The sequence below is a fragment of the Pseudomonas sp. FG13 genome, from assembly GCF_057809755.1.
On sequence record NZ_JBMDKO010000019.1, the window covers coordinates 78,658 to 101,871 of the forward strand.

The 23,214-nt window shown below is 61.3% G+C and carries 16 protein-coding genes; 4 read left to right on the forward strand and 12 right to left on the reverse strand.

Annotation, left to right across the window (positions count from 1 at the left end; all coding sequences use genetic code 11):
• Positions 1-24: 24 nt before the first annotated feature.
• The 5 genes from flgD to ACODTO_RS16760 all read right to left on the reverse strand — a co-directional run bounded on the left by flgD (position 25) and on the right by ACODTO_RS16760 (position 3,807).
• On the reverse strand, positions 25-747 hold the full coding sequence (gene flgD, locus ACODTO_RS16740; RefSeq protein WP_139647878.1) for a flagellar hook assembly protein FlgD: 723 nt from the start codon (positions 745-747) through the stop codon (positions 25-27).
• A gap of 15 nt (positions 748-762) precedes the next feature.
• The gene (gene flgC / locus ACODTO_RS16745; RefSeq protein WP_139647875.1) at positions 763-1,206 is read right to left on the reverse strand and encodes a flagellar basal body rod protein FlgC; all 444 of its coding nucleotides are present in this window, start codon (positions 1,204-1,206) and stop codon (positions 763-765) included.
• A 3-nt stretch (positions 1,207-1,209) separates the two neighbouring features.
• Positions 1,210-1,617 carry a flagellar basal body rod protein FlgB gene (gene flgB, locus ACODTO_RS16750; RefSeq protein ID WP_024779770.1) on the reverse strand — a complete coding sequence of 136 codons (408 nt, stop codon included), beginning with the start codon at positions 1,615-1,617 and terminating at the stop codon, positions 1,210-1,212.
• Positions 1,618-1,999: 382 nt separating this feature from the next.
• Positions 2,000-2,827, reverse strand: coding sequence for a protein-glutamate O-methyltransferase CheR (gene cheR / locus ACODTO_RS16755; RefSeq protein ID WP_489106744.1), 828 nt, complete (start codon positions 2,825-2,827; stop codon positions 2,000-2,002).
• Positions 2,828-2,880: 53 nt separating this feature from the next.
• A complete protein-coding gene (locus tag ACODTO_RS16760) occupies positions 2,881-3,807 on the reverse strand; it encodes a chemotaxis protein CheV (RefSeq protein WP_139647873.1) in 927 nt (308 codons plus the stop codon).
• A gap of 78 nt (positions 3,808-3,885) precedes the next feature.
• On the opposite strand from ACODTO_RS16760, the gene flgA reads away from it, so the two are divergent.
• The 4 genes from flgA (at position 3,886) to ACODTO_RS16780 (ending at position 6,480) form a co-directional block, all read left to right on the forward strand.
• Positions 3,886-4,650: a flagellar basal body P-ring formation chaperone FlgA gene (gene flgA / locus ACODTO_RS16765; protein WP_041024270.1), complete on the forward strand. Its 765-nt coding sequence runs from the start codon at positions 3,886-3,888 to the stop codon at positions 4,648-4,650.
• 171 nt (positions 4,651-4,821) lie between these two features.
• Positions 4,822-5,127: a flagellar biosynthesis anti-sigma factor FlgM gene (flgM, locus tag ACODTO_RS16770; RefSeq protein ID WP_139647871.1), complete on the forward strand. Its 306-nt coding sequence runs from the start codon at positions 4,822-4,824 to the stop codon at positions 5,125-5,127.
• A gap of 46 nt (positions 5,128-5,173) precedes the next feature.
• Complete coding sequence (locus tag ACODTO_RS16775) at positions 5,174-5,641, forward strand: flagella synthesis protein FlgN (RefSeq protein ID WP_139647869.1); 468 nt, start codon at positions 5,174-5,176, stop codon at positions 5,639-5,641.
• 92 nt (positions 5,642-5,733) lie between these two features.
• On the forward strand, positions 5,734-6,480 hold the full coding sequence (locus ACODTO_RS16780) for a flagellar brake protein (protein WP_139647867.1): 747 nt from the start codon (positions 5,734-5,736) through the stop codon (positions 6,478-6,480).
• A gap of 122 nt (positions 6,481-6,602) precedes the next feature.
• Here ACODTO_RS16780 and ACODTO_RS16785 read toward each other — a convergent pair whose 3' ends face one another.
• From ACODTO_RS16785 to ACODTO_RS16815, 7 genes are all read right to left on the reverse strand, one after another.
• The gene (locus ACODTO_RS16785) at positions 6,603-7,940 is read right to left on the reverse strand and encodes an MFS transporter (RefSeq protein WP_139647864.1); all 1,338 of its coding nucleotides are present in this window, start codon (positions 7,938-7,940) and stop codon (positions 6,603-6,605) included.
• Between the two features lie 69 nt (positions 7,941-8,009).
• A complete protein-coding gene (locus ACODTO_RS16790; RefSeq protein WP_489106748.1) occupies positions 8,010-9,251 on the reverse strand; it encodes a glutamine synthetase family protein in 1,242 nt (413 codons plus the stop codon).
• 341 nt (positions 9,252-9,592) lie between these two features.
• Complete coding sequence (locus tag ACODTO_RS16795) at positions 9,593-10,285, reverse strand: sensor histidine kinase (RefSeq protein ID WP_139647860.1); 693 nt, start codon at positions 10,283-10,285, stop codon at positions 9,593-9,595.
• The gene (locus ACODTO_RS16800) at positions 10,278-11,885 is read right to left on the reverse strand and encodes a tetratricopeptide repeat-containing response regulator (RefSeq protein ID WP_175363335.1); all 1,608 of its coding nucleotides are present in this window, start codon (positions 11,883-11,885) and stop codon (positions 10,278-10,280) included. Before ACODTO_RS16800 ends, ACODTO_RS16795 begins: the two co-directional genes overlap by 8 nt.
• 321 nt (positions 11,886-12,206) lie before the next feature.
• Positions 12,207-13,103 carry a PoNi-like cognate immunity protein gene (locus tag ACODTO_RS16805; RefSeq protein ID WP_489106745.1) on the reverse strand — a complete coding sequence of 299 codons (897 nt, stop codon included), beginning with the start codon at positions 13,101-13,103 and terminating at the stop codon, positions 12,207-12,209.
• Between the two features lie 524 nt (positions 13,104-13,627).
• Entirely contained in the window at positions 13,628-13,960 is a 333-nt protein-coding gene (locus tag ACODTO_RS16810; protein ID WP_139647852.1) for a hypothetical protein, read from the reverse strand.
• Positions 13,960-23,178, reverse strand: a complete 9,219-nt coding sequence (locus tag ACODTO_RS16815; RefSeq protein ID WP_489106746.1) for a two-partner secretion domain-containing protein — start codon at positions 23,176-23,178, stop codon at positions 13,960-13,962. The genes ACODTO_RS16810 and ACODTO_RS16815 overlap by 1 nt, the downstream gene beginning before the upstream one ends.
• Between the last annotated feature and the right edge of the window lie 36 nt (positions 23,179-23,214).

A 23,214-nucleotide genomic window follows, 5' to 3' on the forward strand; every position in this document is an offset into this window, starting at 1 on the left:
ACTCCTTTGCCGGGTTAGTCGGCTCTACATACCAATAGTTTGTACTTTGGACAGGGCGATGCTGCCCAGCCCGGCGAGGTTGAGCATCAGCTCTCCCCCTGTCTGGCTGATCGTCACGCTGCTGACGGTCGCCGGCAGGTTGGTGATCAGCGACGTGGCCTGGCCGTCGATGGTGGTCGAGGCTACGAAGCTGTAAGTACCCGCTTCGACCGTCGTGCCCGCATCGTTCTTGCCATCCCAGATAAAGGCGGAGTTACCGGCCTTCTGGCTGCCCAAGTCGATGGTGCGAACCGTCTTGCCATCCTTGTCCACGATCTTGACCGCGACGGACGATACCGCCGAGGGCACCACCACCGTGCCGTTGAGGCTCTTGGAGGTGTCGACCACCGCCTTGTCGCCAGGGGCAATGACTGAACGCCCCACCAGCGACGAGGCCTGCAAGGCCTGGGACGAGTTGTAGTTGCTGGCCAACCCGCTCACGGTATCGTTGAGGGTGGTGATGCCTTCCAGGCTACTGAACTGGGCCAGCTGGGCAACGAACTCACCGTTGTCCTGCGGCGACAACGGGTCCTGGTTTTTCAGCTGGGTGACGAGCAGTTGCAGGAACGCATCCTTGCCCAGCTCCTTCTTGCCGGTCGCCGCACCTGTCAGCGAGCCCAGGCCGTCGGTGGTGGTGTTGGTCTTGACCGAGGAGTTGGCCAGAATCTCGTTGAGGCTCAAACCGCTGGTGGTGTTGGTAACGCTCATGTGACTCGCCCCTTATCACTGACCCAGGGTCAGGACCTTCTGCATCATGGTTTTGGCGGTGTTCATCATTTCGGCGTTGGTCTGGAACGAACGACTGGCGGAAATCATGTCGGCCATTTCTTCGACGACGTTGACGTTCGGGTAATAGACATAGCCCTTGGCGTCGGCAGCCGGATGGTTCGGCTCATAGCGCGCTTCGAGGTTGCTCTGGTCTTCGACCACGCCCATTACCTGCACGCCCTGCCCGGCCGCGTCCTGCTCCTGGAACAGCGAGCCGCTGCCATTCGACTGGCCACCTTGAAACATGGTGGCGAACACCGGGTGACGGGCGCGGTAGGTCTGGTCGATGCTCGACGAAACGGTCTCGGCGTTGGCGATGTTACTGGCGACAGTGTTCAGGCGAGTGGTCTGGGCACTCATGGCACTGCCGGCGATGTTGAATACGCTCGCAATCGACATGACTTACTCTCCGCGCAGGGCCGAGATCAGCCCTTTGAATTTGCTGTTGAGCAGGGTGAAGCTGGCCTGGAAGTTCACGGAGTTCTCCGCGTAGTTGGACTGTTCCAGTTGAGCGTCCACGGTGTTCTGGTCGATCGAAGGCTGCATCGGCGTGCGATACATCAGCGACTCGTCGCCGTTGCCCAAGCCTTCGGCCTCGATATGACGGCTGTTGGTCATGTTCAGGGCGAAGGAGCCGTTCTTGGTTTTCTCATTCTGCTCGGCGAGCACTTTGGAGAAGTCCAGATCCCGAGCCTTGTAGTTCGGGGTGTCGGCGTTGGCGATGTTGTTGGCCAGAACTTCGGCACGCTGGGCGCGGAAGCTCAGGGCCTGTTCGTGGATACCGAGCGCTTTATCGAAGCTGATGCTCATGTCGGAAACCTTTGGGTGACCAGAATGTACGTACATGGACCTAGCAAGCGTCGTGCCACTTCCCAAAACCCCATAAACCGGGGCTTTGCGGGCATCGGCAAGGCGGCAATGCCAGAAAAGCGGCAACCGTTTTCCGCCGGCTGCCGCTTTTCTGCCGCTTTTTGAGTGACACTGGCAATTACAGTGGGACCGAGCTTTGGTGGGAGCCGAGCTTGCTCGCGATGAACGATGACGCGGACGGGAGTTGAAACCGTGTTGCCTGCATCGCGAGCAAGCTCGGCTCCCACAGAAGCTCGCTCCACAGAGTGAGCGAAGCACTAATCAGCAGGCAAAAAAAAACGGGAGCCTGTAGGGGCTCCCGCTTTTTGACGACCCGACTGCATCACTTCGCCTGGTAGATGATCCCCGGACTGCACTGGATCATCTGGTAATGATCCGGCAAGCCGTTCAGTGCTTCAGAGGCGCCTAGGAACAGGTAGCCGCCGGGCTTCAGAGTGCCGTGGATGCGCAACAGGATGTCCTTCTTCACTTCGGCGGAGAAGTAGATCAGCACGTTGCGGCAGAACACGATGTCGAACTTGCCCAGGCTGGCGTAGCTGTCCAGCAGGTTGAACGAGCGGAACTCCACCCGGCTCTTGATCGGTGCCTTGACCACCCAGCGCCCCGGCCCTTTCGGATCGAAGTAGCGTTGCAGGCGATCGGGCGACAGGCCGCGGCCGATAGCCAGGCTGTCGTACTCACCGGTCTTGCAGTTGTTGAGCATGGTTCCGGACAGGTCCGTGGCGACGATCTGCACGCCCCCCTTCAACTGGCCGATATTGGTCCGCTCGAACTCGTCGATGGACATCGACAGCGAATACGGTTCCTGACCCGACGAACAGGCGGCCGACCAGACCCGCAGGCGCTGGCCCGGGCTGGCCTTGATGGCCGCCGGCAGCACTTTGTTCTTCAAGACTTCGAACGGATAGGTATCACGAAACCACAGGGTTTCATTGGTGGTCATGGCGTCCACCACCATTTCGCGCAAACCGCTGCGCGGCTGGGTCTGGATACGCTGCACCAGTTCGCCCAACGATTTGAGGCCCTGCTGCTCCATCAATTTGTTGAGACGGCTCGACACCAGATATTGCTTGTTTTCACCAAGCAATATGCCACAGGCTTTTTCCAGGAAGACCCGGAACTGTTCGAAATCCAAATTACCCGTAGACAAGTTACCGCCTCTTTCATTGTGTTGATTTGCCGGGCGCACAACGCGCCCGACCTTTATTCCGCTGTCTTGATCCGATCGACTACCCGGGAAGCCAGGTCGTCAGGGCGGAACTTGGCGAGAAAATCATCGGCACCGACTTTCTTGACCATCGCTTGGTTGAAGACACCCGACAGGGACGTATGCAGGATGATGTGCAGCTTTTGCATACGCGGATCACTGCGGATTTCCGATGTCAGGGTGTACCCGTCCATCTCCGGCATCTCGATGTCGGAGATCATCATCAGGAACTCTTCTTCCGGCTTCTTGCCCTCGTCGACCAACTTGCGCAGGTAATCCAGCGCCTGCCGCCCATCGTTCAATGCAATCACTTCGACGCCGATCGTCTGCAGGCAACGGGTCACCTGCTTACGCGCCACCGACGAATCGTCCACCGTCAGCACCCGCAGCGAAACCGCCTTGTGCTGGGTTTCGGCATCCACCACACCGTGGGAGATGGTTTCCGTGGTCGGCGCCACTTCGGCGAGGATTTTCTCCACGTCGATGATTTCCACCAACTGGCCATCAACCCGGGTCACCGCCGTCAGGTAGTGATCGCGGCCGGTCCCCTTGGGCGGTGGATGGATCTCCTCCCAGTTCATGTTGACGATGCGCTCCACCGAGCGCACCAGGAATCCCTGGGTCTTGGTGTTGTACTCGGTGATGATCACAAACGGACTGCTCTGATCCAGCAGCCGACCGGAACCGGTGGCCATCGCCAGATCGAGAATCGGAATGGTCGCTCCCCGAATGTTCGCCACACCGCACACGACGGGACTGGACTTGGGCATCAAGGTCAGCTTGGGGCATTGCAGCACCTCGCGGACCTTGAATACGTTGATCCCATATAACTGCTGGCCATCGAGACGGAACAACAACAGCTCCAGGCGATTCTGACCGACCAGCTGCGTGCGCTGGTTTACCGAATCCATCACTCCCGCCATGCCCTGACTCCTACCTAACGCTAATGTGTCCGACGCGCATTCATCACTAAACGGCACGGGGCTTGCTATTCAACCGGCATGAACGCACAAACGACATTTTCTCGACGCCTGACCACTCATTGCCGCCTCTGGCTCGGTGTGCTGTTGGCTGCCTGCCTGTTCGCCTCGGGGGGACGTGCCCTTGCCGATGCTCCGGTTACCTTGCCTGATCTCCTTATCGGCGTCACTCAGGGCTTTCTTGAATTCACCGTAGAAGACTATCTGGCTTCCAGTCAAACCGAAGGTCGCTACGAAATCGAAGTCAACCAGATCGACCCGCGCCTGCGCATGCCGATGTGCGACAAGGAATTGACTGCCTCCCTGGAAAGCCCCGCCAGGCCCCTGGGACGTGTAACAGTAAAGGTCCGTTGCGACAGCGCGGCGCCCTGGACGGTATTCGTGCCGGCCCAGGTGCGCCTGTTCCGCGAAATCGTCACCACCACCCGACCATTGAAACGGGCCGGAATCGTTGAACCTCAGGACGTGACGCTGCGTGAACGGGACGTCAGCCAGATAACCCAGGGCTTCCTGACCTCCGTCGATCAGGCCATTGGACAGAAACTTGTCCGACCAATGGTAGCCGATCAGATCGTGACCCTCGTGCATCTGGAGCAGGCCGAAGTCGTTCGTAAAGGTGACCAGGTAGTGATCACCGCCCGCAGCGGCACCCTGGCCGTACGAATGCCTGGTGAAGCCCTGTCCAATGGCGGCATGAATGAACAGATTCGGGTGAAAAACCTCAATTCCCAGCGCGTCATCAAGGCGCAGGTGATAGCCCCAGGCCAGGTGGAAGTGGCTATGTAGCGATCGGTGGAAATGGGTAGAAAGCTGGCGCTTGACCCTGCTGTTCCCTAGACTGTGCCTTACGCAAGGCAAGCGCAGACGTGCGCACGCTCATTGAACAAATGAGCCTAAAGTTTTTTTGGGGATGGCCGAAAACATGGCAAGCGTCCAAATACCCAGAGGTTTTTTACCATGGTCATCGATTTCAACCGTTTAAACAGCTCTTCACCATTGACGGGCACCACGCGCCCCAGCGCCAGCAAGGAAACCGAAAAATCCTCGCCGGCCGAGCAAGCGACAGTCGTCAAGAATGGGGAATCGGTACACCTCAGTGATGAGGCTCAACAGTTGCAGAAGGTCACTGACAAGCTGCGCGATCAACCTGTCGTCAACAACGCCCGCGTGGCCGAGTTGAAAGCAGCCATCGCCGATGGCAGCTATAAAGTCGACAGCAACCGTGTAGCCAGCAAACTGCTCAACTTCGAAGCCCAGCGCTAGGCCGCCGCCTGCGCAGGCTTTTGGACGCTAAGACCCAAGGCCAGCCATGCACGACACTCATTTATTGCAACTGATCATCGACGATTTTGTTCCAGCGCAACAATTGCTGGAACTCCTGCAGACCGAATCCCTGGCGCTGCACGGTCGCGACATGCCCTTGCTGGAAAATATCCTGGCACAGAAACAGGCATTGATCATTTTGCTCGATCAGCATGGCCGTAAACGTAGCGAGATTCTCGCCAGCCTTAACCTGCCCGCGAACAACGATGGCCTCGAGCAACTGGCGAGCCAGTCGACGATCGGCGATCAGTTGCTCTCCCAAAGTGCAGTGCTCAATGAGCTGCTCGCCCAGTGCCAGGCCGCCAACGCCCGCAATGGCCAATCGATCCAACTCCAGCAGGCCGCTACCGCCAACCAGTTGCGCATCCTCAATGGCGGTGAAATCCCGACGCTTTACGATGCTCGCGGCTCGACCGCCAAAATGGTCAAGCATCGCCCGCTCAGCCAGGCATGAAACGAACCATGCATGCGCTCTATCAACCCGCGATAGATGCTGGCAAAATGCCAGCCATTCGTAGTCGTATTTTGCCTGGAGATTGACCCACCGTGTTCAACGCCTCAAACGCGGATGATGCTCCGCAACCGCCTAAGGTCCTTACCACGCCCCTGGAAATCTCCGGCAACTTGCGGATGCTGCAAGATAGTCACGATCCACTGATCATTACCTTTCATGAACGCACCCAACGCTTCCAGAGCTACCTGGTCGACGTCGACCGCGAGAAGAACACCATTGCCCTGGATGAAATGATCCCTCGCGACGGAGAACGCTTCCTGCTCGCGGGCGAGCCGTTTCGGGTCGAGGGTTTCCATGATGGCGTGCGCATCGCATGGGAAGGCAATGGCCCGCTGACGATCAATGAGTCCAACGATGGCCGCTGCTATCGCGGCGCCTTGCCCGACGAAGTGGTTTATCACCAACGTCGCAACGCCTTCCGCGCCGCCCTGAAACTGGCGCAACTGGTGAACATCGAACTGGGCGGCGACAAGCTCAAGTCACCGGTGAACGGCAAACTGCTGGATATCTCCGCCACCGGCTGCAAGCTGCGCTTCGATGGCGACATCACCGAGCGCCTGCAATTGGGCCAGGTGTATGAGCGCTTCATCGCCGCCCTGCCCTTTGGCAATATGACGGCGCCGGTCGAGCTGCGCTACCTGCATTTCGAAGAGCGCATCAACACCACTTTCGCCGGCGTGCGCTTCCACAATATCAGTGGCCTGGTGCAGCGGCAGGTCGAGCGTTTCGTTTATCAGTTGCAGCGTGAAGCTCGCCGTTTCGATAAAGACGATCTCTGATCTTCAGCCCTAAAGTATCGCTGCTTCTGGACTGACCTCATCGCGAGCAGGCTCGCTCCCACAAGGGTTACCCAAGTCCCTGTGGGAGCGAGCCTGCTCGCGATGGGCGCGCCGCACTTCTCTTACCTGGCCTGAGGCTCCTCAGCCTCAGCCGCCTCGGTAACCGGCTCTGCCACCGGCTCGACCTCCGGATTCGGCGACACCTGCATCTGCTCCTGCACCACCTGCTCATCAACCCTCGGATCGAGACACGCCACCAGCGGCGAACTGGACATGCTGTCGGGCATCGCCACGTGATGCAGCGGTGCGTCATCGACCTGATGCAGGTTGGTCACCGCTTTCGGCCGTATGCGCCACACCAGTACCAATGCAAAAAAGGTGAAGAAGGCATACAGCATGTGGCTGCCGAACGACTTCATCAGCACCCCGGCCACCAACGGGCCGATACTCGCACCCACACCGTAGGTCACCAGCAGCATGGCGGTCAGCGACACCCGGCGATCAGCTTCGACGTGGTCGTTGGAAAACGCCACCGCCAGCGGGTACAAACAGAATTGCATCAGCGAACAGAAGAACCCCGCGATGAACAGCACCTCCAGCGGCACCGCCGACAGAATTGCCAATGGCGCTGCGAAAACCGCCAGGCACAGGGCAAAGCAACGGATCAGCAGCGCGCGATCGTAACGGTCGGACAGCCAACCCAGCGGCCACTGCACCAGCAGGCCGGCAAAGATGCAGCTACCCATGAACAGGCCGACCTGCTCGGTCGACAGCCCTTGCTGGGAGGCATAGAGCGGCGCCAGGCCATAGAACGAGCCAACGATCAGCCCGGAGCCCAACACCGTACTCAATGACTGTGGCACGCGCTTGATGAAGAACCGCGGCTCCATCGGTGCCGGACGCAACGGCGCCGGGTGGATCCGGCGGGTCAACGCCACCGGCACCAGGCACAGGGCAAAGCACAGCGCCACCAGCATCAGCAGTTCCAGCCCCAGGGCCGGGTGGATCACCAGGATCAGTTGACCCAGCACCATCCCCAGGTACGAGGCGATCATGTAGCCGCTGAACACCACCCCACGCTGCTTCGCATCGGCCTGCTCGTTGAGCCAGCTCTCGATGACCATGTACTGGCACATCATGCCGAGACCGACGATCACCCGCAGCACCACCCAGGCCGGCAGCCAGCTCACCAGGCCGTGACCCAGCACCGCCGCACCGACGATCCCTGCACAGGCCGAGTAGGCACGAATATGCCCGACACGGGCAATCAGCCGATGGCCGATCTTGCCGCCCAGCACCAGGCCGAAATAGTTGGCGGCCATCAGCGCACCGACCCACAGGCTGTCCACATGCTCGGCAGCCAGGCGCAAGGCCAGGTAAGTACTCAACAGCCCCGAACCGATCAGCATCATCAGCGAGGCGAAATAAAGCGCTCGAAAAGGTTTCCAGACTTGGCGCATCGGCGTTCCGAGCGGCTCCTTGAGATAAGTAGGGGCCGCCTGTGAAGGCAGCCCGAATGCGACGTTTCGTTAAGCCTGGGCTGCCAGCACACGCCGTTCCCAGGGCGTGATTTCATCAAAGTAGCTGGTCAGTTCCAGGGTTTTCGTCGCGATGTAGCCTTCGATGAACTCTGTACCGAACAGTTCCTTCGCCAGAAGGCTACGTCTCAGACGCTCCAGGGCAGCATGCAAGGTACATGGCAACGATAGATTATCCGGCACCTGGAATTCACCCTGGATCGCAGCGCTCGGCTCCAGGCGATTTTCAATCCCATGAAGACCGGCCGCCAGGCTGGCAGCGATAGCCAGGTAAGGGTTGGCATCGGCCCCGGGCAAGCGATTTTCGACCCGTCGGGCCACTGGTGAACTGGCCGGAATCCGTAACCCGGCCGAGCGATTGTCGTGAGACCAACAGGCATTGTTCGGCGACGCGAACGGATGACACAGGCGCTGGTAGGAGTTGACGTTCGGCGCGAACAGCGCCGTGAAGTCCGCCATGCCGGCCTGTTGCCCGCCGATGAAGTGCCTGAACGCCGCCGTTGGCTCGCAGGCCTCGTCGCTGAACACATTACGGCCGCTGTCCAGCTCGACGAGACTCTGGTGAATATGCATCGAACTGCCCGGCGTATGGGCCAGCGGTTTGGCCATGCACACCACGGTCAGGCCGTGCTTGAGAGCGACCTCCTTGAGCAGGTGCTTGAACAGGAAGGTCTGGTCGGCCAGCAGCAGAGCATCGCCATGCAGCAGATTGATCTCGAACTGGCTCACACCCATTTCATGCATGAAGGTATCGCGCGGCAACCCCAGGGCTGCCATGCATTCATAGACCTCGTTGAAGAATGGGCGCAGGCCGTTGTTGGAACTGACACTGAATGCCGAGTGGCCGTCTTCACGACGTCCATCCAAGCCCACCGGGGGCTGGAATGGCTGGGTCGGATCCGGGTTGGGCGCGAAGACGAAAAATTCCAGTTCGGTCGCCACCACCGGCGCCAAGCCCCGGGCAGCATACCGGGCGATCACCGTCTTGAGCTGGCCGCGTGTCGAGAGACGAGAGCTTTCACCGGTCAGTTCATCGGCATCGCAGATTGCCAGGGCGCGGGGGTGCGAACTCCAGGGCAGACGGTGGATCTGTTTCGGATCGGCCACCAACGCCAGATCGCCATCGTCACTGCCATAGAAGCGCGATGGCGGATAACCGCCCATGATGCATTGCAGCAGCACACCCCGGGCCATCTGCAACCGCCGCCCCTCCAGGAAACCCGCAGCGGTCATCACCTTGCCCCGCGGTACGCCATTGAGGTCCGGCGTGACACATTCAATCTCATCAATGCCCGTCAGTCGCTGCGCGAGTGAACCCAGGCCATCGGTCGTCATGACGCATTCCTTGTTATGTGCGAGCCGCGAACGGCAACCCGTACAAAATAGGCTTCAGCTGTTCGGAATATCAAGCACCTGGAGACAATAAACATCGAGCCTGGGAACACCCTGTGGGAGCGAGCCTGCTCGCGATGGCGGCGTATCAGACAACCCGGCATAAACCGACCCGGCGCTATCGCGAGCAGGCTCGCTCCCACAAGGATGCAGGCGGCCAGGGCCTCCTGCGTGGGACAGGCTCAGGGCAGATAAATCCTGAACACGCCTCCCCCCAGCACACCGCCATTGGCAATTTCGGTTCGCCCGCACACACCGCCGCGCTGGTGCAGCCCGGCGATCCGCGCGGCGAAGTACAGGCCCAGCCCGGTGCTGCCGCTGCTGTGATTGATGCCCTGAACATAGTCGGCCTGACGCTCGATCATTTCGGGTGGGTAGCCTGGGCCGTCGTCGTTGATGGTGAGCACCAACTGCCCGGCTTCATCGCTCGCACTGATCAACAGCGTCTGCCGGGCGTGGCGAATGGCATTGTTGATGCAGTTGTCGAGCACCGAAGCAATCAGCTCTCGGTCGAAAAAGCCCAGGGGGCTCAAAGGATCGACCTCATAGGTGACCATGATCCCACGGCTGCGGAACACCTCCTGATGGCCGGCCAACTGCGCCTCGATGAAATCGTCCAACTCATGGTAGGCCGGGTGCAGCGGCAACTGGTTGACACCCAGCTTGTACAGTCCCAGCAGTTGCACCATCAAGCCATTGAGGTGGGCGAACTCAAACTCCATCACACCCTGCTCGGGGGTCTGCTGCGCCGCTTCGGGCAGGCGCTCGAGCCACTGGGTATGAGCCTGCATGAGCAAGGTCAGGGAGTTTTTCATGTCGTGCACGGTCGACGCGATCACCGTGGAAAAATCGAGTGCCTGTTCGCTGTCATTCATCGCCAAATGCCTTGCTTCGCAGTTTCTGATAGCGCGCAAAACGCGCATCGGTGTCGGGCATCATGCCCACCAGTTTCAGGCAGGCGCGACATTCCTCCAGCAGCTCCGATTCCACACTGGTATCGGTGCCATGCAGCAGGGATTGCGCCATGTTCAGGGCAATACTGATGTTCTTCGGTTGCATCTTCAGCGCACGGCGGAACAACTCCCGCGCCTCGGGCAACGCACCGGTCTTGTAGACACGCACACCTTCGCGGTTCAGCTCGGCGGCGGCATTGCCCTGATTGAGAATATTCGGGTCGTCAGTGAGCTTGGCAATGCCTTGCATTACCGTCGGGTCATCACCGTAGATTTCCGCACAGTTCTTGAGCATCGATTCGCCGGCGCTGGTCTGGCCGAGCATCTGCAACTGCTTGGCCACCAGCAGCGCGGCCTCGGCGCTCATGAATTGCTCCATGCCGTCGAGACGCTGCAAAGCCTGCTCGGTGAGTTTTTCCGCGGTTTCGGCATCGTTCAGCAACAGGCTCGTGGCTTTCATCAGTCGCGCCCGGACCTGCAGTCCCGGGTCGTTGAGATTTTCCTTCGCCACCGCGCTGAGGGTCGTGTTGATCTCCAGCCGGGTCCGGGTGTCGAGGCCTTTCTCGCTGCCCTTGCTGATCAGTGCATGGGCCAGGCCGAGGTTGCTTTCCGGATCCTTGAAACGCGACTGCGCGCCCTGCCCGACCGCCTGGCGGTAGGCCCTGGAGGCGGTGTCGTAATCTTCGTTGGTCATTGCCAACTTGCCCAGCAGCGATTGTCGACGCACCGCCAGGGGCGACAGGCGAACCGCTTCCTCCAGCACCTCCTGCGCCTGTTTCGTGTCACCTTCGGCCACCAGGACATCGGCCATGCCGTCATACAAGGCAGGCATCATCGGAAATGTCTTGAGGGCCTTTTCATAAACGGCCTTGGCCTGCGCCACCTGACCGCGCTTGAACATCAATTTGCCCAGGCCCGCATAGGCCCAAGGCAACGGACGATCAGCCAGGATGGTGTTGTACAGGCGCTCCAGGGCTTCGTTCTGGTTCAGGTCCCGCAGCGCATCGGCCCGATATCGCAGGCACAACGGCCCGTAGCGCGGATCCTGCTTGCACAGGGCGATGCAGGCATTGAGCACTTCCAGCGGCTTGCCACGATCCAGCGCTTGGAGAATCGGCTTGAGCAGGGTCTTGCGCTGCTCCAGCCGCTCCAGCCGCTGGGCCAGGCCGGAGCGGTTGAAAGGCTTGGTCAGGTAGGCATCGGGCTCATGCTCCAGGGCACTGAGTACCATGGCCTGGCTGGTCTCGGCAGTCACCATGAGAAACACGCTTTCATGACTGATGAGCTTCTCGATCATCAGGTCTTCCAGCACCTGCTGACCGTTCTTGCGGCCGTCGCCCAGGTGATAGTCCTGCAGGATGAAGTCATAGCGCTTCTGCGAACACATGCGCAGCGCCACTTCGCCGGTATCGGCGGTGTCCACGTCCTTGACGCCCAGCTCACGCAACATGGAACGGATCGAGCTGCGGAAATCCGAGAAATCATCGACGATCAGAAAACTTTTTTGGTGGTACGCCAGCATCGAGGATGTCCAGGCAAGTAAAAAAGATGCGCCCAAAAGGGTGCTCGTCAGCTTATCGGCCGCAAGTGGCGTTCCGTTAACCGATCGTATGGGAGAGGTTTAGTGCGAGAAAGGCGCTAATGCCAGTTCGTCAGAAAGATCTGGCAGCCCCAGGTGGAATCTGTGGCGAGGGAGCTTGCTCCCGCGGGGGCACGAAGCGGCCCTTGCCTTGTCGGGGCCGCTGCGCAGCCCAGCGGGAGCAAGCTCCCTCGCCACAGCGTGCCCACTTGGGATTCGCTGAACTGGCAGCGCCATGCCCGGCTTTGCTCGTCAGATCGTCACTTAGCGACGCCCCAACAGCCGTCCCCAAAATCCCACTTTAGTCTCCTCGACCACTGGCGCAGGTGGCACGACCTCCTGCCTTACCGGATGCGTACTCGGACCATCGGACCGGAGTAAATCCCCTGGATAATGCTCAAGCCCCAGGCACTGCGAATCATCCAACCCAAAAGCCTTCACCGCCGCCACGGCTTCCACGCACCAGCGACCGAAATACGCGCCACCTTCAAAATTCTCGTCGCCATAGGTGTACCAGTAGGGATGCTTGTAACTGACTGCCTGGGGATCGGAGCCGGATTTCGCCCCTGTTCGGACTTCCTGATACCAGTGACTGACAAAGGCTTCCAACTTGGAAGCCTGCGTCTCCACCGGCGCATCCACCGCCGCCAACAGTCGTCCATAAGGTTTGGGATAAAGGAGAGCGGCCCCCACTTTGCGCTCGGGAGTGCGACTCGCGATGACCCGGTCGAGCAACACGTCCTCGCCTTCGTTGCCGATAAGGGTCAGCAGCCTTCGCCATTGATCATCTGGTATCTCCAGAGCCAACCCCAAGCCCACCAGCCAGAAGCAGACGATGTAATGGTCATAGTTGACGCGCCAGCTGTGGCGGGTGAATTGCTGCTCAGGTGTCCAGACCGTTGCCCCCAGGCGTTCGGCCTCTTCCCAGGCATCGAGTAGCCCAGGGAAATAAGGAGGCAAGTCGGCGACAGGGCATCCGGCAGAGTAGCGACTTAGCATCTGGTGCCAATGGTCCTGGGCGATGGTATAGACGTACTGCGGCGCGTAGTCGGGATCGCCCGCCGGGGCCCGCGCGTTCTCAAGCGCTCGGGCAATGCGTTCGTCAACATACGCAACCCATTCAGACCAGTAGCGAGAATCTCCCAGTGGTGCCCGAACCATTTAAGTTTCCTTCAAGCCCATATCGTGAAAATTTCTGGTATTTACGTTAGGAACCCGTAGTCACTCTTGCTGCTGAAGTCCGAAGAAACGCGCGTAGGCTGCCTCCACCCGGTCAACAAGCTGATCAGAATGATGCCTATGCTCTCTAGCTCAACCGCCTCGGCAAACAGCAAAGGACTTGCCACAACCGGCGTAGTCAAACCTAGTTTTTATCGCACACGGAAAATTGCGTGAATCTCTAAAGGTAGCAGATCGAAAGGTGTGTATTTGAACTCAGGACCCCACGCCGCACCGCCGTCCTAAGAATTGGAGAAATGAAACTTACATAGTTCCTCCAGTGCTTGAGCTAGCCCTTCTCTCAAGATTGAAACAACACTTCCCCCCATCACTTCGCCCCAGAAATCCTCATAAAACAGGGAAAAACCATTAAAAATCAAGCAATTAAAAACCCTCCCTCTAAATACATCCTGTCCCGCCCCATAATCAAAACTTAAGACCCAAAACTTCCCGCACAGAAGTCGTCCTCATTGCGGATATACAAACTCAATCCCGATTTTTCCCTCAACCAAGTCAATCGTCACTTCACAGCCACTCCAAACAGACATACCTGCCGTTAGCTTATTCTGGAAATACCAATTTCGGAGTTCCACCAACAGCTTCAACATATCAGCATTTGCACGTCCTCCAGCAGTAAACCAGGACACGTTACCTTGCTCATCCACGAAGTCATATTCATATTCGCAGCTGTCCAACTCCTGCGCTAACTGTGCGCGCATTACAACTTTACACGCCCCCTCTGGAGCGACATCAAATAAAATCGCGCCAATATCATTATAAATATCGCTATCGTTACGCATCAGATACCTCCTGGTGAATTATTAAACAAAACTTCTTTAGGACGACCACCACCAATTGAGTACTCGACGTTAAAACTATCTGGCCGAACATTCCCACCAGAGTAAACAGGCTCAATTTTTACCCTAACAGCCTTACCCTCCTTTAGAGCATCCGCCCAAGCATTCTCCATTGCTTTCCAGACACCCTTGTTTAAGTTCCCATTCATGGGGAGTAGATTTAACTTTTCACCTGGACCGTTAAAAATACTTGCAATTAGGTGCCCACCCTCATCACCCGCCACCCCGCATTTACCAGCCACACACTGCTGATACGTGTTCCTGTCATTCTTCACAAAAGAAAGATCAGACTCAACTTTTTCAACGCGCCCCAAACTATCTGTTTGATAAATTTTGTTCCCATCAACTTTATAAATTGTATTGGGTTCAGGTTTGTTGAGCTCTTTGGACCATGCGCCCTTACCACCAGAGTTAATTTCTACTTCGCGAAGCACTTTACTAGGTTTTTTTATCCCAGCACTGTAATCCCCAGGATTTTCAACAACCTTCCCATTAACGGTCGTCGTGCCAGGGCCATACCCCCCCTCAAGCTTCCCGCTATAGGCTCCCTCCACGCTGCTCCACTGCACCGGCTTACCAGCCGACGCTTCAGCTTTGGCAATTTTGGCCATATCGGCCATCTTTTCAAGCCCTTGCGCCCCAACCTTGATCCCTGTTTTTGCCAGCGCCACGCCGCCTTTGGCCGCCGTACCCACGCCCGTGGCAATACTACCCACCTGCCAAACCAGTTCGCCCAGGTCCTGACCCAACTGCACGGCGCGGTCGTCGCCGCCATTTTCCAGGGCATCCTTGACGCGATCGAGTTTGGCGTTGAGTTCATTGACCACGCCATCGCCGAACTGCTTGCGGGCCTCGGGGTCGTTGATCAGGGCCTTGAGGCCGTTGATTCCGTCAATCGGATGGAGGAGGAACTGCGCCAGGCCTTCGACGTCGCCCCATCCCGCCTGCACCAGGCCCTTGCCCACGCCGAAGCGGGTCAGTACGTCTTGTTTCTGGTTGATGTAGGCCCATTTGGCGAGCACCTGCGCCTTGGCCGCCAGCCCATCGGCTGCGCTGTATTCCTTCTCGGCCTGGACCAGTTGCTGGGTCGCCAGCCAGTTGTTGTCCACCGCCGCGCCGGCCGCGCTGTTGGCGGTGGCCGGGTCGAGCGAGGCGCTGCTGGCGGCCAGGCCGGTGACCAGGCTGACGATCAGGTTTCGCTTGGCTTCGCGCTGGGCTTCGCTTTCGTTGGGGCTGGCTTCGGAGAACAAGCCAGTGAGCAGGCTCGACGCCGCCGCGCCCGCTGCGCCACTGCCGCAGCTCTGGCTACTGGCCGCGGCGCCCGCGCAGGCGACGATGCCATGCAGCGCGGCATGCAGCGGCGAGCCTTCAGTGAGTTTGCCGTCCGCCACCAGGTCGCCGATGTAGCCCGCGCCTTGCTGTTGCACGTAGTTGACCACCAGGCTCTGGACGAATGCGCCGTTACTGCCGCTGATGTTGCCGCTGGCCGCGCCCACCAGGGCGGTGGTGATCTGGCGGTAAGTGCCGCCCGCGCCCCACTTGTCGGCGATGTCGCGGGCTTCGACAGTCAGCCGCTGGGAATTGTTGAGCAACGCCAATCGCTCGGCGTCGGTCAGGTTCGCATTCGGGTCGAGGGCCTTGGCCCTGTCTTCCTCGGCCTGGTTGCGCTTGGCATCGACCTCCTTGGCCTTGTTGGCGAGCAAAGTGCTGGCTTCGTTGGCGAACGCGCCGACAATCTCGAAACCGGCGCGGATCTCATCTTCGTCGAAGATCGGCTTGAGCGCGTTGCTGGTATCGCGGTCGCTGGAGACGTCGCGATTGAGGCTGGCGACGGTTTGCTCGCCATTCTTGCCGGTGCGCTTCTGCTGCTCGGCATCATCGGTGATGACGACCGTGCCGCCACTGATGCCGCTGCGGGTGACGCTGCTGGCGTCGTCGCTGGCACTGATGGCAATCGGCATGGTGGCGCTGAGCTCATTGCCGTTCTGCGGCAGCCCGGTACCCGGGGTTTGCGTGCCGCCGCTGGTGGCGTTGCCCTGCTGGTCCTTGCCGACTTCGCGATAGCCGCCCCCGACGCTGACGGAACTGGCGTCGTATTCGGCCTTGTTCTTGATGTCGCGGCTGGTGAGGCTGGCGGTGACCAGGCGATTCTTGCCGTCCTGCACGGCCTTGTCGCTGCTGGCGATCACCCCGCCGACCAGGTCGGTGTTGCCGCCCACGCGAATGTCGAAGCCCTCGTCGCCGGCCTTGATCCCGGATTGCTCGATCACGCTGGCGTAGTTGGAGTCGATGTCCGTGGCCCCGAAGCTGCCACTCATGCCGTTGACCGAACTCATGCCGTAGCAGAACGGCGGGACGCACAGGCTGATGCCAACGCCCAGGCTCTTCTCATCGACGACGTAGGTGTTGGTGTCTTGCAAGCTTTCGATGGTCAGGTCGCCGCCGACGTCGGCCAGTACCTGTTTGCCACTGGCCACCGCGCCCTTGAGGTGAGTATCGCCGCCCGAGGACAACAGCAACTGGTTACCCGCCTGCACATGGGTATTGGTGTGAGTGAGGCCATCGCCGTCTGCCTGGCCACGGCTGCCGGACGCTCCCAGGTCCAGGGTGAAACCGTTGCGGGCACCGAGGGAAAAGCCGACGCCGATGCTCGCGCTGCTGCCTTTGCTGTCGGTCTCCTGCTTGTCGACATTGCGGGCGGCGAGCAGGTTGATGTCGCCGTCCGCCAGCAGGCTGGCGTTGCGTCCGGCCTTGATATCGCTGCCTTGCACGGTGATGTCGCTGGCCGCCCCCGCGCCAGTGGCACGCAGGCGGATGTCGTTGCCGGCGGTCATGGTCGAGCCGGCCGCGCTGTCGCTGGTGTAGGTGGTGGTGCTTTGGTTTTTCTTGGTGCCCAGCGACAGGCTGATGTTGATCCCGCCGGCCGAGCCTGGGTCCATCGCCACGGCGGTGGCGGCGTTGTTGGTCGCCAGCACGGCGGTCGCGGCGGCCAGGGCCTTCATGCGTCCGTCGTCGGTTTTCTCCGAGGCCCGTTTCATCTGCTGGTTGGTTTGAATCGCGCTGATCACCGGGTTGGTCACGGTGAGGGTGAACCCGGTTTGCTTGAACAGGGTTTCGCGCTCGCGCTCACGGGTGTTACGGGCTTCGACGACATCAATGGTCTGCGCCGTGACGTCGATGTTGCCTTGGGGCGCCGACACCTGGCTGCCCACCTGACGGTACCCCTTGCCCGCTTCGATCAGCACATCGCCGGTGGTCGAGCCCACGGTGCTCGCCACGGCCGTGTGCTCCGTGGCGAGATCCTTGACGCTCTGTTTCTGGGTACCGAGGGTCACGGCGATGCCGCCGCCGCTGAACAAGCCGCTTTTCTTGACGGTCTTGTCGTGGCGTTCGCTGCTGCTGGCGGTGGCCGCCTCGATGTTGACGTTGTTGTCCGCCACCAGGATGGTCTTGGTGGTGGAAACCACGTTGCTGCCACTCAGATTGATGTCGCGACCAGCCTGCACATAAGTCTGCTCGCCACTCAGGGTGGAGCCTTCGGCCTGGGTCTGGCTGACGGTGTCGCGGGTGGTGGTGGTCTTGCTGGAGAACCACCCGCTCTTGCCTTTGACCTTGTGCGCTTCGTCGGCGAACTGGTAGTTCTGGGCCTTGGTGAGGTTGACGTCACGCTTGGCCTCGGCAAACACCGCGCCCTGCTCGCTGGTCACGTGGGCGGCGCGGGCGTTGAGGTCCTGGCCCGCGCTCAGGCGGACGTCGCCCTGGCCCTGGATCAGCGAGCCGACTTCGGTCTGGCTGGCGTCGTTGCGCCAGTTGCTGCTGTTCCAGGTCAACGCTTGCTGATGCGCCTCGCCCACGGTGCCGAGGTTGAGGTTGTTGCCGGCCTCCAGCGACGTGCTGCCGCCCTGGCCTGCATTCACGACCTGGGCCCCGGTGAGATTCAGGTCCTTGCCGGCGCTGACATTCATCGTGCCCTGGGCACCGCTGACGAACAGCCCGGCCACCCGTGACAACTGCGTCCGGGTACCTTGGGCACTGCTGCTGTCGCGACTGCTGGAAATGACGTTGATGTCCTGCCCAGCCTTCACCGACAGATTGTCCACGGCGCCGATCAGGCCACCGAGGTTGTTGAGGTTGTCCCTGGCGGTGACCGAGGCGTTGTCGGCTTGGATACGCCCACCCAGGTTCTCGATGTTCTGCGCGGTGATCGCCATGACACTGCGCCCGGCCAGGCTGCCGCTGTTGACCAGGTCGCCGGCGATGTTCAGGTTCAGGCGCTGCCCGGCGATCAGCGCACCGGAACCGTTGAGGTCGCCTTCCTGGACCCGCACGTAGACCTGCGGCACCAGCACGTTGCGGGTGTCGCCGTTAGGGAGGGTCACCTGCTTTTGCACCAGCCAGACGATGTCACTGGTCAATTGGGCCATCTGCTCGGACGTCAGCGCCACGCCGGGCACCAATTGCCATTGGTTGGCGACGGTGACGGCGTTGTCGATCAGGGCACGATACTGCAGTTCATCATTGGCGTAGCCATCGAGGAAACGTCGGCCGGTGAGTTGCGCCACTTGCTCGCGAATCAGCTTCTGTTCGTAGAAACCGTCGCCCAGGCGCTGTTGGGTCAGGGCCGGGTCGACTTGCAGACGCTGCAGCATGTAGTCCGAGGACAGCCAGGTGCGGTAGCTGGCAAAGCGCGGGTCGGTTTCGATCAGGTAGCCGCCGGTGTTCTGCGGGTTGGTGTTGAACAGGCTGTTGTTGGGCAGCTCGAGGGACGGCCCGCCGCTGCGGATCTGCTCGGCCACGCCTTTGCTGTTCAGGGTGGTCTGGGCGGCGACCTGGACGATCGGCGCGACCTGGTGGGTGCGGCTGCCCGTGGCGTTGACCGCGCCTGCGGCGGCGACCTGCTCGGTGACGCCCTGGGTGGCGCGCGCGGCGATCTGGGTGCCGGTGCCGTTGCCCGCGGTGTTCTCGGCGAACACGGTCGGTTGCAGGGTGATGTCCTGGATCATCGGTGCCGGCGTGTAGCCTGTGACGGCCGTGCCCTGGCGGTCGCGCCCCTTGCGCTGGATGCGATAGAAGTGGGTGGCGGTGCCGCTGTCGGTGGTGGTGCGCTGGCCCGTCAGCTCAGTGTTGGTCAGGCTGCCGATGTCGGCTTGCAGCAGTCCGCCGGCAATGATCCGGCTCTTGTCGTTGAGCACGTCGCCGGCGCTGATCTGCATCGTCCCGCCGGAGAGGATCTGCGCCGGTGCCGAGGTGGCGATCTGGGTTTCCTCCACCACCCGGGTGTAGTCGTAGCGGTTCCAGTTGTCCTGCCGGCCCTCGGGGGTGGCCAGGTAGAGCACCTCGTCGCTGCTGACCGAAACCTGGTTGCCCTGGTAGCGGTTCGTCGAACCGGTGAGTTGGAATTCCTGCAAGGCGGTACGACTGACTTCCACCTGCCGGGTGCTGAAATGCTCGTTGGTGTTGCGCACGCTTTGCACGTTCAGCGACAGGTTGCCGAGGGCCTCGATGGTCGCGCTGGCGTTGGTCAGCAACTGGGCGCGGTCCTGGGCCTTGTCAGCCGCGCTCAATGCGCCACCGATGGCGAGGTCGCCAGCGCTGAAGATCAGGGCCTGCTCGCGGTTGTCCAGGCTACCGGCGCCAATGTCCAGCGACTCGCGGGCGGCGATGGTCGCGCCGATGCCGTTTTCGTCCCGGTTGTTTAGCGTCGAAGCGCTGATCGCCAGGCGGTCGCCGTAGAGCCGGCCCGTGCCCATGTTGTTGAGCGAGAGGGCCTGCACCCGCACCTGCTGGCCATCTATCAGGCCACGGTTGGTCAGGCTGTCGTTGACGGTCAGGCGAACCTGGCCGGCGCTGATCTCGCCGGTGCCGGCATTGTCCAGCGTCTGCGCCCGGACCGTCAGCAGGTTACCGGCCAGCAGTTGCCCGCTGTTGTTGAAGGCGCCCTCGGTGCTCAGGTCGACCTGACCGTTGGCCTGGATCTGGCCGCTCAGGTCCAGGCCGCCTTGCAGCCTGAAGGTCAGGTCACCCAGGCTCAGGGCCCTGCCGGTGCCACCGTAGTAGGCCGCATTGAGCGATAGCAGGCTGCCCGCGAGCAAGGTGCCGCCCTGATTGTGCACGGCCTGGCGCCGTTGCGCCGGGTCGCGGTCGCTGATGCTCAAGCCAGCGCCGGAGGAAATCAGCCCGCCTTCGTTGTTCAACGCCTGGCTGATCCCCAGGCTCAGCCCCTGGTCGGCGCGGATCGCACCGGACTGGTTGGAAAGCGTATTGACCGCCAGGGTCATGGCACGGCCTTCGAGGCCTTGCTGGGTGCCTCGGGTGGCGCTGTTGTCGAGCACGTCGGCGCGTACGTCCAGCGTTCCTGCGCTGCGGATCAACCCGCCCTGGTTATTGAGCGTCTTCCCCAGCACCATCTGGACATCGCCGAGGCCTTGCAACTGACCGCCACGATTGTCCACCCGGGCGCTCTCGACCCGTACGGTTTTCTCGCCAATGATCTGGCCGCCGCTGCCATTGCCCAGGTCGGTGGCCTTGAGCAACAGGGCCCCCTTGGCCCCCAGGAAGCCCGCGCTGTTGTCGAGGCTGGCCGTGCGGATCTCGACGCTGTCCTGGCCACTGATCCCTTGGGTGGTGCCCGACTGCAGGTTGTTCAGCGCCTGGTTGCCGGTGTCGATCAGCAGCTTGCCCTTGGCCTGGATCAAGCCGGCGGCGTTATGCAATTGGCCGCTGCGCAGGTCGAGGGTTGCGGTGGCGTTCAGCGTGCCCTGGCTGTTGTCCACCCGGTTGCCGTGGCTGTCCAGGTCCAGGGCGCCGCCGCTGATCACGCCACTTTGGTTATTCAGGCCCAGGGCCGACAGTGTGATGTCACCCAGCGCTTCAAGACGCCCGCCGCTGTTGTTCAGCCCATCGCCGGAGACGCTGACCCGCAGCCCGGACTGCACCGAGCCCAGCACGCCATTGGTGTTATTGAATTGCCCGGCGATGATCTCCATGCGCTGGGTGGCGGCCATCGTGCCGCCGATGTTGTTCAACTGATCGAACGTCGCCCGCAACTCGCCCCCAGCACTCACGGTACCCTGGCTGTTGTCCAGGCGGGCACCCTTCACCTGAGCGTTGCCGCTGGCGGCCAGGGTGCCTGAGCTGTTGTCGATCCGTTGGCCGGCGGTCACCGTCAGCGCCCCGCCGTCGGTGGCGACGACTTTGCCGCCCTGGTTGTTCAGCGTGCCGACATCCAGGTTCACCGCGCCGGCACTGCTGACGCGCCCGTCCTGGTTGTCGAAGCGCTCACGGGCGGTCACCTGCAAGGGCTGCGCGCCGGTCTGCACAATCTGTCCGCGCTGGTTGGACAGGGTCTGGGTGTCGAACGTGATCTGCTGGCCTTGGGTCAGGCCATCGTCCACCACCACGTCAGTAGCCTTGATCGTCACCTTGCCGTTGCTGGCCACGCTGCCTTTGCCGCCGGCCAATTGATTGGCCTGGATATCCAGGGTGCCTTTGCCGGCGTGCTCGACCTTGCCCTTGCCGTTGTCCAGGCGACTGGCGCCCAGCTTCAGGTTGTCGGCATTGGCGGCGATTCGCCCGTCGCGGTTGTCGAGGGTCGCGCTGGCCTTGATCGAGGCGTCTGCAGTGCCGGTCTGGATCAGCTCACCGCCGGTGTTGGCAATGTCCCGGGCGCTCAATTGCAGGTTGCCGGCGTTGACCTTGGCCGCGTCGGTGCGCAGGGTCTTGGCCGCCGTTGCGTTCAGCGCCTGGGTGGCATCGACCTGGCTGCCGGCGAGATTAGCGTCGCCCGTGCTGGCGGTCAGGGTGACATTGCGCCCCTGGGTCTGGCTGCCGCTCAGATCCAGGTCAGCAGCGGCGACGCTGACGTCCCCGGACGCCAGGTTCTGCCCTTGCGCCTTGACCGTGCCGGCCCGCAGCGCGAGGTTGCCCGCGCCGGCCAGCTTGCCGTCCGCGCCGACACCCGCCGCCACGCTGGACGCCTGGGTGCTGCGGATGTTGCGGGCGGTCAGCGTCGTGTGGTTCTGGCTGGCAACGGTGCCGCTGTTGTCGATGTCGCCAGTGCTGTCGAGCGTCATGTCGCCCTTGGCGTAGAGCGTGCCGCTGTTGTCGACCTCGGTGGCCTTGATGCGGGTCGCGGTAGCGCTGCTGATCGCGCCCTGGTTCTGCAACTTACCGTCGGCGCTGACGACCACCTCACCGGCCATGGCGCCAATCTGCCCGGCGTTGCGCACACCCACGCCGGACTCGGTGCCCACCAGCATGATTTTGCCGGCGTACATGCCGCCCAGCTTGGCGACGTCGATGGCCACGCTGGGCTTTTCTGCGTCGTCACCCGGCAGTGGCGTGGCCTGGGTGTTATCGGCGTTGACCTGGTTGCGTCCGGTCGTGACCTTCAGGTCGTTGGCCCAGACTCCGGCGTTGACCTGCACGCTACGAGCGATCAGGTCCGTGTAGTCGGTCTCGCGGGCATCCAGGCCCTTGCCTTCAATATTGATCGTCCCGCCCTGCACGGTGTAGCCGCTGATGCGTCCGTTCTCCAACTGCGCCCGACCGGTGCTGAGGGTCGCCCGGTCGGCATTGATGAAGCCGCAGCCGTTGCAAGTAATGCCGGACGGGTTGGCAATCACCACTTCGGCGCGCTGGCCCGCGACTTCGACATAGCCGCGCAGTTGGCTGGGGTTGGCGGAGTTGACTTCGTTGAGAATAACCCGCGCGCTGCCATTGCCCAGCATCGGGTTGCCTTCGATCCAGCCGCCCAGTTTGGTCTGGCTGTTGGTCGTGGCGTTGTTGAGGATCACGCCACGGTTGTCGACGTCGAACTGGCTGTAGGTATTGCGCGAAACGCCCCCCGCGCTGGGGGCCTGGATGTTCACCTGGGGCGTACCGTTGGCGCTTTCGATCACGCCGGGGCGCTGGCCGGCCGGCGCCCCGGGGTCCGCCACGATGGTAGCGGCCCAGGCAGGCGCCGCACTCAAGGACACCAGCCCGATCGCCGCCATCACCGCAAAGCGCAACGGCCCGAGGGTCGCCGTACAAGCCACCGGTCCCGTCATCGGGCCGCAACGGGTCCCCGGAGCCTTGACCTGGCTGGTGACATTCTCGGCCACCACCATCAGCAGTCCGCGAGCCTTGTTGAAAACGATTCGGTACAGGTGCTTGTTCATGGCAATTCCATTTGCGGTTCTGGCCCGCAATTAACT

Excerpts from the sequence above, each read along its gene's own strand:
- flgD (WP_139647878.1), bottom strand. The coding sequence starts at position 747 with ATGAGCGTTACCAACACCACCAGCGGTTTGAGCCTCAACGAGATTCTG.
- flgC (WP_139647875.1), bottom strand. The coding sequence starts at position 1,206 with ATGTCGATTGCGAGCGTATTCAACATCGCCGGCAGTGCCATGAGTGCC.
- flgB (WP_024779770.1), bottom strand. The coding sequence starts at position 1,617 with ATGAGCATCAGCTTCGATAAAGCGCTCGGTATCCACGAACAGGCCCTG.
- ACODTO_RS16760 (WP_139647873.1), bottom strand. The coding sequence starts at position 3,807 with ATGGCGGGAGTGATGGATTCGGTAAACCAGCGCACGCAGCTGGTCGGT.
- flgA (WP_041024270.1), top strand. The coding sequence starts at position 3,886 with ATGAACGCACAAACGACATTTTCTCGACGCCTGACCACTCATTGCCGC.
- flgM (WP_139647871.1), top strand. The coding sequence starts at position 4,822 with ATGGTCATCGATTTCAACCGTTTAAACAGCTCTTCACCATTGACGGGC.
- ACODTO_RS16775 (WP_139647869.1), top strand. The coding sequence starts at position 5,174 with ATGCACGACACTCATTTATTGCAACTGATCATCGACGATTTTGTTCCA.
- ACODTO_RS16785 (WP_139647864.1), bottom strand. The coding sequence starts at position 7,940 with ATGCGCCAAGTCTGGAAACCTTTTCGAGCGCTTTATTTCGCCTCGCTG.
- ACODTO_RS16790 (WP_489106748.1), bottom strand. The coding sequence starts at position 9,251 with ATGACCGCTGCGGGTTTCCTGGAGGGGCGGCGGTTGCAGATGGCCCGG.
- ACODTO_RS16795 (WP_139647860.1), bottom strand. The coding sequence starts at position 10,285 with ATGAATGACAGCGAACAGGCACTCGATTTTTCCACGGTGATCGCGTCG.
- ACODTO_RS16800 (WP_175363335.1), bottom strand. The coding sequence starts at position 11,885 with ATGCTGGCGTACCACCAAAAAAGTTTTCTGATCGTCGATGATTTCTCG.
- ACODTO_RS16805 (WP_489106745.1), bottom strand. The coding sequence starts at position 13,103 with ATGGTTCGGGCACCACTGGGAGATTCTCGCTACTGGTCTGAATGGGTT.
- ACODTO_RS16810 (WP_139647852.1), bottom strand. The coding sequence starts at position 13,960 with ATGCGTAACGATAGCGATATTTATAATGATATTGGCGCGATTTTATTT.
- ACODTO_RS16815 (WP_489106746.1), bottom strand. The coding sequence starts at position 23,178 with ATGAACAAGCACCTGTACCGAATCGTTTTCAACAAGGCTCGCGGACTG.